Genomic DNA, 14,597 nt, shown 5'->3' on the forward strand with positions numbered 1-14,597 from the left:
TTCAGGTCAGCGCCGGCACGCTGCGCATCAGGTGTTCGCACGCGGCATGGCGCATGCAGGCGGCCACGTCGATGCTGCGAAACGCGTGGTCGTGCAGCGTGACGGTGACTTCGTCGCGCGGCCCGAACGCCAGCTCGCGTTCGCCGTCCAGTGCAACGATGCCGGCGCGCTGGCGCACGCGATGGGGCCGCGCATGGGCGATGCGGTGCCAGCCCGCAATCGGCACGTTGCAGAGCAGCCCCGGGGCAATCGGTGCCAGCAGGTCGAAGGCGCCCTCGCCGGCCGGTGCCAGCTCGATCGCCAGGCCGCCCGGCTCGCGCCGGCCTACCGGTTCCAGCAGCCCGGCGATGGCGGACAGGCCAATCGCCTGGGGATCGGCATAGGCTACGTAGACGGCGGCCAGCGTGTCGGCGCGCCATAGCGCGCGGGCACCGATGAACTGCTCGTGCGCGATCACGGCGTCGACCAGCGCAATATCGCGGCGGAAGCCGCCATCGGCATCGCGAATCACGATATCGAGCCGCTTGTTCGATGCCAGCGCCCGGCTGGCCGGGATTTGCCCGGTGGCATAGAGGCCTGCGGCCAGCCCGGTGATGGTGGGCTCGCGCATTTCGGGAAAGGCGTTGTTGGTGCCGGTGGAGAGCCCGGCAATGGGCACCGCGCCGCATTCGCGCACCACCGCGCGGTGCGTGCCGTCGCCCCCCAGCACGATGATGACGGACACGCCGGCGTCGGCCATATGGCGGGCGGCATGCAGCGTATCGTCGACGCGCGCCGTCACCGGCATGTCGATGAACTCCACGGCCGGCAGACCGGCATCGGGGCCCTGATGACGATCCAGATGGCGGGTCAGCATGACGCGCAGGCCCTCGCGGTCGGGCATCATCATCACGCGGCCGATGCCGCAGGCGGACAGCGCCGCCAGCAGCCGCAGCACGATATTGACGCGATCAGCCAGCTGCAGGCTGTTGGCGTTGGCGATCACGCGGCGAATATCGCGCGCCGATACGGGATTGGCGATGATGCCGACCAGCGGTACCCCCATGGCCTGTCTCCTGTCGCTCTTGTCGTGACAGGGTCATTGCAATGGGTGTGCCAAGGGATTGCGGACGGCGCCAGCCGTCAAATCGGTGGAAAACCGGGTCCGATCCGCGGGATAACCCGCAGACGGCACGCCGTTCAGGCGTGCCAGGGTGTGACAGGTGTCACAGTACAGCTGTCCAGCGGTGGACAGTCGTCACGGCTCGCCGCCATCGCGCCGGTTGGGCGACGCGATGCCATACCGCTCCATGCGCCGGTACAGGGTCATGCGGCTGATTCCGATCTGCCTCGCCACGGCGCTCAGGTTCCAGCCCGATGCGCGCAGGTACTGCATCAGCAGCATGGCATCGGGAGATAGCGCCTGGGGCCAGTTGCCGGCATCGGCATCGGCAGCGGCGTCCGGCCCGACCTGGGCCGCAGCAAGGGCCCGCGCCGCGGTGGCGCCGGCGCCAAGACCGTCGGGCAGGTCGTCAGGCGTCACCACGCCACCATGACAGATCGCGCAAGCGTATTCGATGACGTTGCGCAGTTCGCGCAGGTTGCCCGGCCAGCGGTGGGCATGCAGCCGTTGGCGGGCCGTGTCGGCCAGCGTCACGCTGCGCTGACCACCATCGCCATCGGCCAGCATCTTGTCGATCAGCCAGTCCAGGTCCTGCCGCTCGCGCAGCGGGGGCAGTTCGAAGCGCGCCCCGTTCAGGCGGTAGTAGAGGTCCTCGCGGAACTGCCCGGCCTCCACAAGCTTGTCCAGCCGGTGATGGGTGGCCGAAATCACGCGCACATTGACCGGCACCGGCCGCGTGGCGCCGATGGGCAGCACCTCGCCCTCGGCCAGCACGCGCAGCAGCCGCGACTGCAGGTCGCGCGGCATGTCGCCGATCTCGTCCAGAAACAGCGTGCCGCCATCGGCCTCCTGGATCAGGCCGCGCTTGCCGCGCGCCCCGGCCCCGGAGAAGCTGTTGGGCAGGTGCCCGAACAGTTCGCTTTCGATCAGCGTCTCGGGAATTGCCGCGCAGTTGAACGCCACGAAAGGCTGCGCGCGCCGGCCGCTGGCCTGGTGCAGCGCCTTGGCAAAGTACTCCTTGCCGCTGCCGGTTTCGCCGTGGATCAGCAGATGGATGCGCGCATCCACCAGCCTTGCCGCGCGCAGCAGCTGCTGCTGCATGGCGGCGTCGCCACCGCTCAACGCCGCCAGCGCGGCCGGCAGCGGCGCTGCGGGCTGGGCCTGGGTACGGGACTGCCAGCGCAGCGCTGGCGGCATCACGCTCAGGTACAGCAGGCCGCCGCTACGGTGCAGGGCCACCAGCCGCTGTTCGCTGGGCCGGGAATACACAAAGCGCCCCAGATCGTTGATCCGGGCGTCGAACAGTGCCTCGAACGACTGCCCCAGCACAGGCGTGCCCGGGATTTCGCCCTCCAGCATCCGCCGCGCGCGGTTGTTGCAGCCGACGATGCGGCCGCCTTCATCCAGCGCCAGCAGGTATTCGGGGCTGACGTCGACGAACTCGGGCGCCACATTCAGCTTCAGGATCCAGTCCCGATGGTGGACGCGCAGGAAATTGGCGTTTTCGATATGGGCCGCGTAGATGCGCACCATCTGCAGGGCCAGGCCCTGGCTGGCCTTGGCGTCGGGCGACGTCAGCGCGGAGATGTCCAGGATCGCGTTGAGCCGGCCCTGCGTATCGAACAGCGGCGCGGCGGTACAGGTCAGCGGGATATGCGTGGCATCGAAATGGTCGGCCTGATGCACGGTCAGCGCCTCGCCCGTGACCAGGGCCGTGCCGACGGCACAGGTGCCCGCCCCGGCCTCGCTCCATTCCGATCCCAGGTACAGGCCGGCATGGCGCAATGCGGCGTCGGTGTTGGCATCGCCGATATAGTCGACAGTCACGCCCTGGGCATCGGTCAGCAGGACGACGTATCCAAGACCGGCCACGTGGCCATACAGCGATTCCAGGCCGTGCCGGGCGATGCGCGCAAAGTCGTCGATGCGCTGCTGGTGCTCGCGCAGGCAGGACTGTTCCACGATCCGCGCCTCCTGCATGCGCGATGGGTCCAGGCCGTATTGATGGACGCAACGCCGCCACGAATTCTGGATCATGGCGTCGTGCCCGATCGGCGTGGCGGATTCGGCAGGCAGGGGCAGCCAGGTGGTGGCATGCACCACGGTCTCGATGTGCTCGCGCTGCCGCAGATCCATCGCTGTCTCCTTATCGGTCTGCGGGGTACTGTATCCCACCGCCTTGCTGGCGCAAACGCGGCGCTGCAGCAAAGCGCCGCGCAATGCCTATGGCAGCGCGTCTTGGCGGTTAATCGCATTTTTAAATGCAGACCTGCCTGCCAAGGCCAGGCGACCGGAGTGGCGACAACGCCAACTGCCAGGGCCCTGGCCTGCTGTTTTGGCCCCTGGCTGGCAGTTAATGGCATTTTGTTGTCCGATCATCAAAACAGCGTTTCCAGTGCCGATACTTCACTTGCCTCCCCGTACGCGCCATCATCTGGGGTTGCCCATAAACCGAAAGAGTCCCTTATATGTTCGAGCGTCGTTATGGCGCCGTGGCCCTGTCGGCCTGCGGCCTGATCGTCCTGACCGCGCTGGCGGCCACGCGTGCCGTGTCGTGGTGGTGGGTGGTGCTGCCGCTGGCGCTATGCCTGGTGGGTGTCCACGACCTGCTCCAGCGGCGCCACGCCATCCTGCGTAACTATCCGATCTGGGGCCACGCGCGCTTCTTCCTGGAGTTCATCCGGCCGGAGATCCGCCAATACTTCATCGAGGACGACACGTCCGAGGCGCCCTTCTCGCGCGCCCAGCGCAGTCTGGTGTACCAGCGCGCCAAGAACGAGGTGGACAGCCGCCCGTTCGGCACGGAATCCGACGTCAAGCGCCCTGGCTACGAATGGATCAGCCATTCGCTGGCTCCGACAAGGATCGCATCGGCCGATTTCCGCATGACGGTGGGTGCCGACCGCGCCCAGCCCTACGACATCTCGGTCTTCAACGTGTCGGCCATGAGCTTCGGCGCGCTGTCGGCCAATGCCATCCGCGCGCTCAATCGTGGCGCGAAAATCGGCGGGTTCGCGCACGACACCGGCGAGGGTTCGATCTCGCCCTATCACCGCGCCGAAGGCGGCGACCTGATCTGGGAACTCGGCTCGGGCTACTTCGGCTGCCGCCGCCCCGATGGCGGTTTCGATCCCGACCTGTTCGCCAAACAGGCGGCGGACCCGCAAGTGAAGATGATCGAGGTCAAGCTGTCGCAAGGCGCCAAGCCGGGCCATGGCGGGGTGCTGCCGGCGGCGAAAATCACGCCGGAAATCGCGGCCACGCGCGGGGTGCCGATGGGTATCGATTGCGTGTCGCCCGCCGCCCATAGCGAATTCTCCACGCCGCTGGAGCTGCTCCAATTCGTCGATCGGCTACGCAACCTGTCAGGCGGCAAGCCCACCGGCTTCAAGCTGTGCATTGGTCATCCGTGGGATTTCTTTGGCGTGGTCAAGGCGATGCTGGAATCGGGCATCCTGCCGGACTTTATCGTGGTCGATGGCGCCGAAGGCGGCACCGGTGCGGCACCGCTGGAATTTGTCGACCATATCGGCGTGCCGCTGCAGGAAGGGCTGCTGCTGGTACACAACACGCTGGTCGGCGCCAACCTGCGCGACAAGATCCGCGTGGGCGCCAGCGGCAAGCTGATCAGTGCCTTCGATATCGCGCGCACGCTGGCGATGGGCGCCGACTGGTGCAATGCCGCCCGGGGCTTCATGTTCGCGCTGGGTTGCGTGCAGGCGCAGAAATGCCATACCGACCGTTGCCCGGTGGGCGTCGCCACGCAGGACCCGGTGCGCCAGCGCGCCATCGTGGTGCCGGACAAGGCCGAGCGCGTGGCCAACTTCCATCGTCATACCGTGCATGCGCTGCAGGAGCTGCTGCAGGCCGCCGGGCTGCATTCGCCTGCCGAACTGACGCCGCACCATATCGTGCGGCGCCTGTCCCCCAGCGAGGTCAAGCCGATGTCCGAGCTGTTCGATTTCCTCCAGCCGGGCGATCTGGTCAACGGCAACCTGCGCTTCAGCCTGTGGGAGAAATACTGGCCGATGGCCCGCGCGGACCATTTCGGCATGCCGGGCTGATCAGTACTCGCCGAGCATCCATCCGCTGATATAGGCGAAGTACTCGCGCAGCCAGGCGTTGTAGCGCACGTAGAGCGGCGTGGGCGCGGCCACACCCGACACGGCGCCGAATCCGGCCTTGCGCGCGATGCGCCCGGCGCGCGGCAGGTGGAAGTCGCTGGTGACCATGACCAGTGCCGCGTCCGCGCCGATGCCATGCTGTTCCAGCACCCGGCGCGAGAACCGCATGTTCTCGTCGGTGCTGGTGCTGCGGTCCTCGCGCAGAACGCGCTGCGGCGGCAGGCCCTGGCTGGTCAGGTAGTCAGCCATCAGCCCGGCTTCGGTGCAATCGAGCCCCCCGAAATCACGTCCACCGCTCACCACGACCGGCGCCGCCGGCCACTGGCGAGCCAGCGCAAGCCCCACGTCGAGGCGAGCTTTCAGCGTGGGCGAGACTTCGCAATTGGGGGATCCGGACCCCAGCACCAGAATGGCCGCCGGCGGCTGCGTGGCCGCTTCGGGCGTGATGGGCGCGTGTGCGCCCTGACTCAGAAAGCGGAAGAAGATGGCAACGCTGATCAGCCAGACGATCAGCAACGCCCAGCCGGCGCACCACAGCCAGGCCACGCCGGGATGCGTACGGCGCCAGCGCGCGACGGTGTCCCAGCGTGCCGCCAGGGCAAGCGCGGCCAGTCCGAGCACGCCCGGCACGACCACGCCAAAGTTCATCACGCCGCGTATCGCCAGCATCAGGGCATCGCCAAGCAGCAAGCTGCCCGGCAACGCCATTGCGATACGCCAACCCTTCGATTTGTTCGCCATCCTGATCCCGCAATCTTTACCAGGCGGCGATGCTACATCCGAATGGCGGCCCCTCGATTGTCAGCCGGCAAGAAACTTGACCACTGCCTCGGTGAACCCATCCACCTGCTGCAGGTTGGAAAGGTGCGCGGCGTACAGTTCGACGTACTGCGCGCCGGGGATGGTCTCGGCCAGGTAGCGGCCATCGGCGGGCGGCGTCGGGATATCGCCCGAACCGGCGATAACCAGCGTGGGCGTCGTAATACGGCCGATTTCGGCACGCAGGTCCGAATCGCGCACGGCCAGGCAATTGGCGGCGTAGCCACGCGCATCGGTGGCGCCCAGCATGGCGCGCAGCTGCTGCACCAGTTCCGGCTGCTGAGCCGCGAAATCGGGCGTCAGCCATTTGTCGACCACGGCGGCGGCAATCGATGCCACGCCATCGCGCTCCACGGCGGCAGCGCGATTGGTCCAGTTCTCGGGCGGGCCGATATAGGCGGCCGTATTGCAGAGCACCAGCTTCTGCAGGCGGTCAGCGTGGTTCAGCGCCAGCCACATGCCCGTGATGCCGCCCATCGACAGGCCGCAGAAATGCACGCGCTGCAGGCCCAGGTGATCGAGCAGCGCGATCACGTCGCCGCCCAGCTGGGCAATGCGGTACGGGCCCTCGGTCACGGCCGACTGGCCATGGCCACGCGTGTCGTAGCGCAGCACCCGGAAGTGCTTCGTCAGTGCAGCCACCTGCGGCTGCCACATGTCGAAGTTCGTACCCAGCGAGTTGGACAGCACCAGCACCGGCAGACTGGCATCGCCATCCAGCTGGTAATGGATCTTCACATCGGACGGCGCGGACAGTTCGGCGAACGGCATGATCGGGCTCCCGCTCAGTTCTGGGCGATGGCCGAACCGTGCTGCGCCAGCGCGGTGACCTTCATTTCCATGTACGGATACAGCGGCAGCGCCGTCAGCATCGTGTGCAGCTCGTCGGCATCCTTGACGTCGAAGATGCTCACGTTGGCGTATTGGCCAGCCACGCGCCACAGATGGCGCCACTTGCCGTCGCGCTGCAGTTGCTGCGAGTACGCCTTCTCTTCAGCCTTGATCTTGTCCGCCACCTGCGGATCGAGCGAATGGGGGATACGGACAGTCATTTCGACCATGAACAGCATGGTGGCTCCTTTGGATTGAACGGGGTGACAGGATCAGACAGTGGCAACGGGCGTCACTGGCGAGCCCATGGCGCCGGGCAGCCGCAGCGGCGGCGCCGACAGGAAAAAACGATGGCGGCCTTCGGCACGCAGACAGGCGGCCAGGTCGCGCAGGAGCCACAGTTCGCCCAGGGGCAAACCCAGCTTGAACAGGCAATGGTGATGCAGCGGCAGCATCGGCACCGGGCCGGCGCTGTCGGGTACCGGCCGCGCCGGATAGCGCTCCACCGCATAGTTGTCGGCGGCAATCGCGGCAATGCCGGAGTCGGTGATCCACTGCAGCAGGCGGTCGTCGCGCCCGTCGAGCGCGCAGCAGCTACGGTGCAGCAGGTCGGCGTCGGGCTGGCCGGCCATCTCGACCAGCATCTCGGCAAACCCGGTGCGCAGCACCAGGATGTCGCCGCTGCCCACTTCGACGCGGTCGGCGTCGATCACGCGCATCAGGTCATCGTAGCCCACCGTGCGGCATTCGCGGCCGTAATGATGGGCCAGGTCGACCAGCACGCCGCGCGCCTGGATGCCATGGGCGGCAAACGTTTCGATGCCAAGCGCTTCGGCGTGGCTGTGGTCGTGACCGCAGGCGTGCGCCGCGAAATGGTCGGCTTCGGCGTAGTCCACCGGGCCGACGATATCGGTATTGGGCCGGAACCCGTTGTAGTAGACCCGCTCGGCCACGCCGTCGCCGTCGGCATCGAACAGCGCGCCCACGTGCGCCAGCGAATCCCATTGGGTGGAGTACTGCATCGACAGCAGCACCTGGTCGTCGCTGAGCACGTCCAGCGCGCGCGGGTCGACCTTCGCCAGCGGAAAGTTGACGTAGGCCACGTCGTCGCGGAACGTGGGACGCAGCACCGGCGGATGCCGCCGCGGGTTCAGCACGTTGCCGCCGGGCAGGTCCAGCGGCAGCGACAGGCAGAACGTGCGGCCGGTGCGGATTTCCTGGGCGGCGGCCCGCACGCAGGCCGGGGTGATCAGGTTCAGGCGGCCAAGCTGGTCGTCATCGCCGAAGTCGCCCCAGTTGGCACCTTCGGGCCGTTGCTTCCATCGTTTCATGTGGACTGCTCGGATATCTGCTCAGATATGGCGGACGCCATCCAGGTACGCCTTGCGCCAGCGCACGATCTTGACTTCGGCAAACAGGTCCGCCTGGTGGAACGGGTCGGCCTCGATAAAGGCCTGGGCCGCCTCGCGCGTGTCGACGTCGAGGATGTAGATCCCGCCGCCGCCATCGCTGCCGTCGTCATTGAGCTTCGCGCCACAAGCCAGCAGCAGTTGCTTGTTGGCTTCCAGGTAGTCCAGGTGCGTGGGCCGGTTGGCCTGGCGCACGTGCTGGTGGTTGGGCTTGTCGAAGGTTTCGATCAGGTACGGCATGCGAGGTCTCCTGTTTGTACTGCGTTGTACTGCGCAATGACTTCAGTGGGTGGCCATGCCCCAGGCCAGCAGCGCCACGATGTAGATCGCGCCGACCCAGAACATCATGATCACGGTGTAGCCCATCACGTCCTTGAGCTTGAGCTTCGAGAGCGCCAGCGCCGGCAGGATCCAGAACGGCTGCACCAGGTCGTTCCACGCGTTGCCCAGCATCACCGACATCGACGTCTGTGCCACCGAGCTGCCGATGGCCTTGGCCGCATCGATCATGAACGGACCCTGGATCACCCAGTGGCCGCCACCCGACGGGGCAAAGAAGTTGATGACGAAGCTGCTGACCAGGCCCCAGAACGGCAGGGTCTGCGGCGTGGCGATATCGACGAACACGCGCGAGATGGTATCCACCAGCCCCGAGCCCGCCATCACCGCCATGATGCCTGCGTAGAACGGATACTGCAGGATGATGCCTGAAATCGTCTTGATGCCTTCGTTCAGCTTGGCGACGTAGTTGGCCGGGGTGCCCAGCAGCAGCACGCCGATAAACAGGATCAGGAAGTTGATCAGGTTCAGGTCCAGCGTGCCGCCCTGCACGAAGTACAGCGCCGCATAGGCCAGGCCGCACAGGCCGATCAGCAGGCTCAGCAGGCGGCTGTTGTTCATGCGCGCGGCCAGCGTGTTCTCGATGCCCATGCTGTGGCCGCCGGCCGCAGATTCCTTCGTCTCCGGTTCTTCCTTGATCTCGGCCACGTCCTTGGCGTCACGCGGATGCAGCATCGCGTTGAGCAGCGGCAGCGTGACGATCACGGCCAGGCTGGTCAGGAGCATCGGCACCGAGAAGATGGTGTCCTTGAGCGCGATCACGCCCATCAGCTTTTCCATCGGGTGTCCCGGCGTGGAGATCAGCACCGGGATGCTGGCGGACAGGCCCAGGCCGTACATCGTGAAGCCGCTGTAGGCCGAGGCAATGATCAGGGGGTAGTGCACGCCCTTGACCTTCACGGCCAGCTTGCGGGCGATGATGCCGCCGATCACCAGACCGAAGCCCCAGTTCAGGTAGCTGCCGATGCCGCCAACCAGCGTCGCCACAATGATGGCGCCACGCGGCGTTGCCACGCGCGCCACGATGCTGTTCAGGAAGCGGTCGACCAGCGGGGCGGTAGCCAGCACATAGCCCATGGCCAGGATCACGGCCATCTGCGTGGTGAACGAGAGCAGGTTCCAGAAACCCTTGCCCCAGTTCATGATGATGGCGTTGGCGCCCTGCCCCTCCACCACCATCGCCATCACCATGCTGAGCAGCGTCAGGCCGATGGCAAATACGAAGGGGTCCGGCAAGTACCGGCGCATCAGTTCGGTAAAGAACCCGGCAACCTTGTTCAAGGCTTGTCTCCTGAGAGTCGAAATGACCGCATATCGAACCAGCGTTCTATATGCGAACGTCTTTTGTACATGGCCGGGAGCGTAAGACTTTGGATCACGCAAAGTCAAGGCAATGAATTGCCTGATTCATTCTGCAGGGCACAACAATTCGATGTTGCAGCGCAGCGCAACATGACCCCGGCCGAATGGCAGGAAGTCTGGTCTGATTCAGGGGGAAATGGGGATTTTGCGCTGCAGCATCAACCTTTCAGGCCAGAAAGGCTGGTGACCGGTATCCGCACAGAACGCGCGGCCCGAAATGCGGGTATCAGGGCCCGATTCGCCAGCCAGGAAGGCCCGGGGCGCGGCCGGGCCCTCGACATCAACCGCCGTGGAGGATCGATCAACCGATTCGCCGATCCTTCGTATCAACGAATGCGCAGTTCGTTGTGGACGTCCTTCACGCCCATGACATGGTCGGCAATGTCCTCGATGCGATGCTTGTCACTGCGGTCGTGGGCCGCGCCTCGCAGGGTGACCACACCGTCGGCAACATCGACCTCTACTTCGCGCAGATCGACATGGCCGTCGTGGGCCAGGCGCATGCAGACATCGTCGCGAATGCGCGCGTCCGAGCGGACGTAGCCCTTGGGCCAGACTGGCTCGGATCGATGAACCGGCTCGCCATAGCCTCCGCCGTACCCTCCGCCATGGCCGTCACCGTACCCGCGCTCTGCCTCGCGTGGCACACCGGCGACGCGCCCCCCTGCCCCGGCCCGATGGCGCAGCGCGCCGTCCTCGTGCCGGTCCTGCCAGTTCACGTCGGCTGCGCGGTGCCAGCGGGCGCGGCCGGGCGCCGTGCGCAGGCCGTCGTCGTCGGCAATGCCATAGGCGGCCGGGTCGACATGCGATGTTTCGTAGGCGCTTGCGTCGGGGCGCGGCCCTCGTGCCCATGGCCGCGGATACGAATCCGGTCCACCGAAATCCTCGGTCTGGTCGTGCACGGCCCAGTCGCTGCCTTCACCGGGCACACCGGGGCGGAACCAGGGGTTTTTCTGCTGCGTCTTCTGTGTCATCTGGGTCTCCTTAGCGCGTCTGCCGCAATCTTCGGAATCCACGCAAGTTCTGTACCGCTGCGAATGGGCCGGAACTACCGCTGAAATCCCGCCATATTGGGGATACGCGAGGGCCACCCGTGTAGACCTGCCCCCCGCGATGGAAGATTTACCGCACGGTGCCTCAGTCCGTATCCAGCCTTGCGCGCAGGAAATCCACAAAGGCACGCACCTTGGGCGATGCCACGGCACCGCGCGGGAATACCGCGTTGAAGTCCTGCGCCGGGCCGGTCCAGTCGGGTAGCACGCGCCGCAGCCGGCCGGCCTTGACGTCGGCGGCCATGCTCCGGTGCATCGCCAGTGAAATCCCCTGCCCGGCGCACAGCGCATCGTGCAGCAACGCCGGATCGCTGGCGACGATGACCGGATCCACGCTGAAGTACTGGGTTCGCCCCCCTTCCTTGCGCAGCGGCCACGCATAGCCTCGCTCGCGGCGCGCCTGGTGCAGCGTCAGCGTGGCATGGCCTTCGAGTTCGGATGGGTGCGCCGGCGTGCCCGCGCGCTTCAGATAGGCAGGGCTGGCATAAACGCCCGTGGCAAAGCTGCCAAGCCGGCGCGCCAACAGGTCGGAATCGGGCAATACGCCCAGGCGCAGCGCGACGTCGATGTCATCGGCCACCAGATCCAGCGGCACGTGCGACGCCAGGATTTCGAGCCTGACGTCGGGGCAGGCCGTGCGGAAATCGGCCAGCAGCGGCGCAATCCACGCCGCGCCGAACGAATACGGCAGCGTGACACGCAGCCAGCCACGCGGGCCGGCCTGCAACTGCTGGACAGCCGCTTCGGCGTCGTCGATCTGGCGTACCAGATCGCGTGCATGCGCGTAGTACAGCCCGCCCGCCTCGGTCAGCCCGAGCCGGCGCGTGGTCCGATGCAGCAGTTGGGCGCCCAGTTGCGCCTCCAGTGCCATCACGCGGCGGCTGACGGTGGTCTTCGGCATCTTCAGCAGCCGTGCACCAGCCGTGAAGCTGCCCGCCTGCACCACGCGTACAAAGATCAGTGTGTCGTTGAGATCCGCAGCCATGGCGGTTCACTCCAGAATCGAAAGTGCGCCGATTGTCCCACCAATGGGCCAATGATGCCCATCTCGGACGGCTAATCAGCAGCCCGGGCCATCCGTACGATGAGCGCATTCCCACTGCATACCGGAGCAAACATGAAACTGAACGAATACGTCGGCCATGACGCGCTGGGCCTTGCCGCCCTGGTCGCCCGCAAGGAAGTCACGCCTCGGGAACTGGCCGAACTGGCGCGCCAGGCCATCGTCGCCGTCAACCCTGCCATCGGCGCGGTGGTCGAGCACTGGCCCTTGGCCGATGCCGGGCACGCTTCGCCCGATGGCCCCTTTGCGGGCGTACCGTTCCTGATCAAGGACCTGGCGATTGCCATGGCCGGCAAGCGGCTGGAACTGGGGTCGCGGATTGCGGCCAGGCTGGTGGCACGGGCCGATTCGACCCTGATGCAGCGGCTGCGCGCCGCCGGGCTGGTGACGCTGGGCCGCACGACAACGCCCGAAATGGCGTTCAGCACGGCCACCGAATCGGTCCAGCAGGGCCAGACCCGCAATCCGTGGGACACGCAGCGCAGCGCGGGCGGATCGAGCGGCGGCGCTGCCGCAGCCGTGGCGGCCGGCATCGTGCCGATGGCGCACGCCACCGATGCGGCGGGGTCGATCCGCGTGCCGGCATCCTTTACAGGCCTGTTCGGCCTCAAATCCACGCGCGGGCGGGTCTCGAACGGCCCCGCGCTCGATGAGGTATTCGCCGGGCTCGGCGTGCAGGGTGGCCTGAGCCGCACCGTGCGCGACAGCGCCGCGCTGCTCGATGCCATCCATGGCACCGCAGCGGGCGAGCCGTATCACACCGCGGCCCCCGCGCAGCCATTCCTGGCCGAAGTGGGCCGCGACCCGGGACGCCTGCGTATCGGGCTGATGCTGGCGCCCTGGAACCATGGCACCGTGTCACAAGTTGTGACGGACGCCACCAGCGATGCCGCCCGCAAGCTCGAGGCGCTGGGCCACCACGTCGATCTGCTGCAACCGGGCCTGGGCGTGTCATGGGAAGCCTTTGTCCATGCCAATGCGCAAATCTGGTGTGCCACGCTGGTGAACTGGACCGACGCCATCGCTGCCCAGACTGGCCGCCGCGTGGATGCCGATACGCTGGAGCCCGCCACGCTGGCCGCCTACCGCTACGGCCAGCGCGTTACCGGCCCGGCCTTCGCCGCGGCGCTGGACGTGCGAAATGCCGTCACGCGCGCCACGGCCGGCTGGTTCGAGAACGCCGATATCATCATGACGCCCACTATGCCGGACCTGCCCGAACCGGTGGGCACCTACGCCGTGGGCGCCGGTCAGATGGATGGGTTGGCGTGGACCGACCGCGTGTTCCGGCACTCGCCCTTCACCCCGGCCTTCAACGTGGCCGGCCTGCCCGCGATGTCCGTGCCGATGGCCGCCGCGCCGGCCGGGCCGCATGCCGGCCTGCCGATCGGGATCCAGTTCGGCGCCGCCTTTGCGCAGGAAGCCACGCTGCTGCGCCTGGCCGGACAGATCGAACAGGCCCACCCGTGGGCGAACCGGCGGCCGGCGGTATGGGCAGGGGCTGCCAACGCATTAGAATGATGCGCCGGTCCTGGCCCTGTCCTAGTCATCTCTGCACCCATGATTCCGTCCGTCTCCGCCCTGCACAACCGCCTGAAGATGCAGCACCTGCGCCTGCTGGTGGCCATCGAGGAACGCGGATCGCTGCGCCAGGCGGCCGAGGCGCTGACACTCTCGCAGCCGGCCGTCAGCAAGATGCTGCAGGACATGGAAGACCTGCTGGGCGTGGCGCTGTTCGAACGGCACGCGCGCGGCCTGCGGCCCACGCGCTTTGGCGGCGCGGCCACGCGTTACGCCAAGCTCGTGTTTGCCGACATGGCCGGGTTGCGCGATGAACTGGTGGCGCTGGAGTCGGGCAAGATCGGCCGGGTACGCGTTGGCGCGGTGATGGCCCCCACGCCGGGGCTGCTCGCCAGCGCGATCCGGCAGCTCAACCGCGATCATCCGCAGCTTGAGATCGCCGTGCAGGTAGACACCAGTGATGTGCTGATGCCCCAACTGGAGCGCGACCAGCTGGATGTGGTACTGGGCCGCGTGCCCGAGGGCTGGGACAGCGGCGCGCTGGATTTCGAGCAGCTTGGCGACGAAGGCCTGGCCATCGTGGTGGGGCCGCAGCATCCGCTGGCGCGCCAGCGCACCCCGGCCTTTGCCGAGCTGACCCGCTATCCGTGGATCATGCAGCCCCGCCCCAGCCCGATGCGGGCGCTGCTCGACCGTTCATTCGAGGACGCCGGCGTGCCCGCGCCACCGTCGACCATCGAGACGGCCGCCGTGCTGATGACCACTTCGCTGCTGATCGACAGCGAACTTGTCGCCGTGCTGCCCGAATCGGTGGCCGCGTACTACGCACAGCTGGGCGCGCTGGCCGTGCTGCCGCTGCCCCTGCCGATCAAGCTCGGGCCCTACGGCATCGTTACCCGGCGCGGCCGCCCGGTATCGGCGTCGATGAGCCTGCTGATCGATACGCTGCGCGCCCACGCCGCCTAGCCCCGCTGG

General features: G+C 67.0%; 13 protein-coding genes. 3 read left to right on the forward strand and 10 right to left on the reverse strand.

The window, feature by feature from the left end; genetic code table 11:
* Window position 1: 1 nt before the first annotated feature.
* Both A9J21_RS24735 and A9J21_RS24740 read right to left on the reverse strand, forming a co-directional pair.
* Window positions 2-1,045 (reverse strand): ATP-NAD kinase family protein, encoded by a 1,044-nt coding sequence (locus tag A9J21_RS24735; RefSeq protein ID WP_066740256.1) that lies wholly within the window; start codon window positions 1,043-1,045, stop codon window positions 2-4.
* Between the two features lie 192 nt (window positions 1,046-1,237).
* On the reverse strand, window positions 1,238-3,238 hold the full coding sequence (locus A9J21_RS24740; RefSeq protein WP_066740512.1) for a sigma-54-dependent Fis family transcriptional regulator: 2,001 nt from the start codon (window positions 3,236-3,238) through the stop codon (window positions 1,238-1,240).
* 332 nt (window positions 3,239-3,570) lie between these two features.
* On the opposite strand from A9J21_RS24740, the gene A9J21_RS24745 reads away from it, so the two are divergent.
* Window positions 3,571-5,166, forward strand: coding sequence for an FMN-binding glutamate synthase family protein (locus A9J21_RS24745; RefSeq protein WP_066740257.1), 1,596 nt, complete (start codon window positions 3,571-3,573; stop codon window positions 5,164-5,166).
* Here A9J21_RS24745 and A9J21_RS24750 read toward each other — a convergent pair whose 3' ends face one another.
* The 8 genes from A9J21_RS24750 to A9J21_RS24785 all read right to left on the reverse strand — a co-directional run bounded on the left by A9J21_RS24750 (window position 5,167) and on the right by A9J21_RS24785 (window position 12,023).
* Window positions 5,167-5,967, reverse strand: coding sequence for a YdcF family protein (locus A9J21_RS24750; protein WP_066740262.1), 801 nt, complete (start codon window positions 5,965-5,967; stop codon window positions 5,167-5,169). It lies immediately after the preceding gene.
* Window positions 5,968-6,027: 60 nt separating this feature from the next.
* Window positions 6,028-6,816: a 3-oxoadipate enol-lactonase gene (pcaD, locus tag A9J21_RS24755; RefSeq protein ID WP_066740263.1), complete on the reverse strand. Its 789-nt coding sequence runs from the start codon at window positions 6,814-6,816 to the stop codon at window positions 6,028-6,030.
* 14 nt (window positions 6,817-6,830) lie between these two features.
* Window positions 6,831-7,115: a muconolactone Delta-isomerase gene (gene catC / locus A9J21_RS24760; RefSeq protein WP_066740264.1), complete on the reverse strand. Its 285-nt coding sequence runs from the start codon at window positions 7,113-7,115 to the stop codon at window positions 6,831-6,833.
* Window positions 7,116-7,148: 33 nt separating this feature from the next.
* A complete protein-coding gene (locus A9J21_RS24765) occupies window positions 7,149-8,207 on the reverse strand; it encodes a cyclase family protein (RefSeq protein WP_066740265.1) in 1,059 nt (352 codons plus the stop codon).
* Window positions 8,208-8,228: 21 nt separating this feature from the next.
* On the reverse strand, window positions 8,229-8,525 hold the full coding sequence (locus tag A9J21_RS24770; RefSeq protein ID WP_066740266.1) for a YciI family protein: 297 nt from the start codon (window positions 8,523-8,525) through the stop codon (window positions 8,229-8,231).
* A gap of 42 nt (window positions 8,526-8,567) precedes the next feature.
* Window positions 8,568-9,905, reverse strand: coding sequence for a short-chain fatty acid transporter (locus A9J21_RS24775; protein WP_066740268.1), 1,338 nt, complete (start codon window positions 9,903-9,905; stop codon window positions 8,568-8,570).
* Window positions 9,906-10,312: 407 nt separating this feature from the next.
* On the reverse strand, window positions 10,313-10,960 hold the full coding sequence (locus A9J21_RS24780) for a BON domain-containing protein (protein WP_066740270.1): 648 nt from the start codon (window positions 10,958-10,960) through the stop codon (window positions 10,313-10,315).
* A 163-nt stretch (window positions 10,961-11,123) separates the two neighbouring features.
* Window positions 11,124-12,023: a LysR family transcriptional regulator gene (locus A9J21_RS24785; RefSeq protein WP_066740272.1), complete on the reverse strand. Its 900-nt coding sequence runs from the start codon at window positions 12,021-12,023 to the stop codon at window positions 11,124-11,126.
* 132 nt (window positions 12,024-12,155) lie between these two features.
* Here A9J21_RS24785 and A9J21_RS24790 point away from each other — a divergent pair, with 132 nt between their 5' ends.
* Together A9J21_RS24790 and A9J21_RS24795 are read left to right on the forward strand one after the other, a co-directional pair.
* Window positions 12,156-13,622 (forward strand): amidase, encoded by a 1,467-nt coding sequence (locus A9J21_RS24790; RefSeq protein ID WP_066740276.1) that lies wholly within the window; start codon window positions 12,156-12,158, stop codon window positions 13,620-13,622.
* Between the two features lie 39 nt (window positions 13,623-13,661).
* Window positions 13,662-14,588, forward strand: a complete 927-nt coding sequence (locus tag A9J21_RS24795) for a LysR family transcriptional regulator (RefSeq protein ID WP_066740278.1) — start codon at window positions 13,662-13,664, stop codon at window positions 14,586-14,588.
* Window positions 14,589-14,597: the final 9 nt, after the last annotated feature.

It is taken from the genome of Cupriavidus sp. D384, from assembly GCF_001652915.1.
Lineage (GTDB): Bacteria > Pseudomonadota > Gammaproteobacteria > Burkholderiales > Burkholderiaceae > Cupriavidus.

Bases quoted from the DNA above. Each gene is read 5' to 3' on its own strand.
- A9J21_RS24735 (WP_066740256.1), bottom strand. From the start codon at position 1,045: ATGGGGGTACCGCTGGTCGGCATCATCGCCAATCCCGTATCGGCGCGC.
- A9J21_RS24740 (WP_066740512.1), bottom strand. From the start codon at position 3,238: ATGGATCTGCGGCAGCGCGAGCACATCGAGACCGTGGTGCATGCCACC.
- A9J21_RS24745 (WP_066740257.1), top strand. From the start codon at position 3,571: ATGTTCGAGCGTCGTTATGGCGCCGTGGCCCTGTCGGCCTGCGGCCTG.
- A9J21_RS24750 (WP_066740262.1), bottom strand. From the start codon at position 5,967: ATGGCGAACAAATCGAAGGGTTGGCGTATCGCAATGGCGTTGCCGGGC.
- pcaD (WP_066740263.1), bottom strand. From the start codon at position 6,816: ATGCCGTTCGCCGAACTGTCCGCGCCGTCCGATGTGAAGATCCATTAC.
- catC (WP_066740264.1), bottom strand. From the start codon at position 7,115: ATGCTGTTCATGGTCGAAATGACTGTCCGTATCCCCCATTCGCTCGAT.
- A9J21_RS24765 (WP_066740265.1), bottom strand. From the start codon at position 8,207: ATGAAACGATGGAAGCAACGGCCCGAAGGTGCCAACTGGGGCGACTTC.
- A9J21_RS24770 (WP_066740266.1), bottom strand. From the start codon at position 8,525: ATGCCGTACCTGATCGAAACCTTCGACAAGCCCAACCACCAGCACGTG.
- A9J21_RS24780 (WP_066740270.1), bottom strand. From the start codon at position 10,960: ATGACACAGAAGACGCAGCAGAAAAACCCCTGGTTCCGCCCCGGTGTG.
- A9J21_RS24785 (WP_066740272.1), bottom strand. From the start codon at position 12,023: ATGGCTGCGGATCTCAACGACACACTGATCTTTGTACGCGTGGTGCAG.
- A9J21_RS24790 (WP_066740276.1), top strand. From the start codon at position 12,156: ATGAAACTGAACGAATACGTCGGCCATGACGCGCTGGGCCTTGCCGCC.
- A9J21_RS24795 (WP_066740278.1), top strand. From the start codon at position 13,662: ATGATTCCGTCCGTCTCCGCCCTGCACAACCGCCTGAAGATGCAGCAC.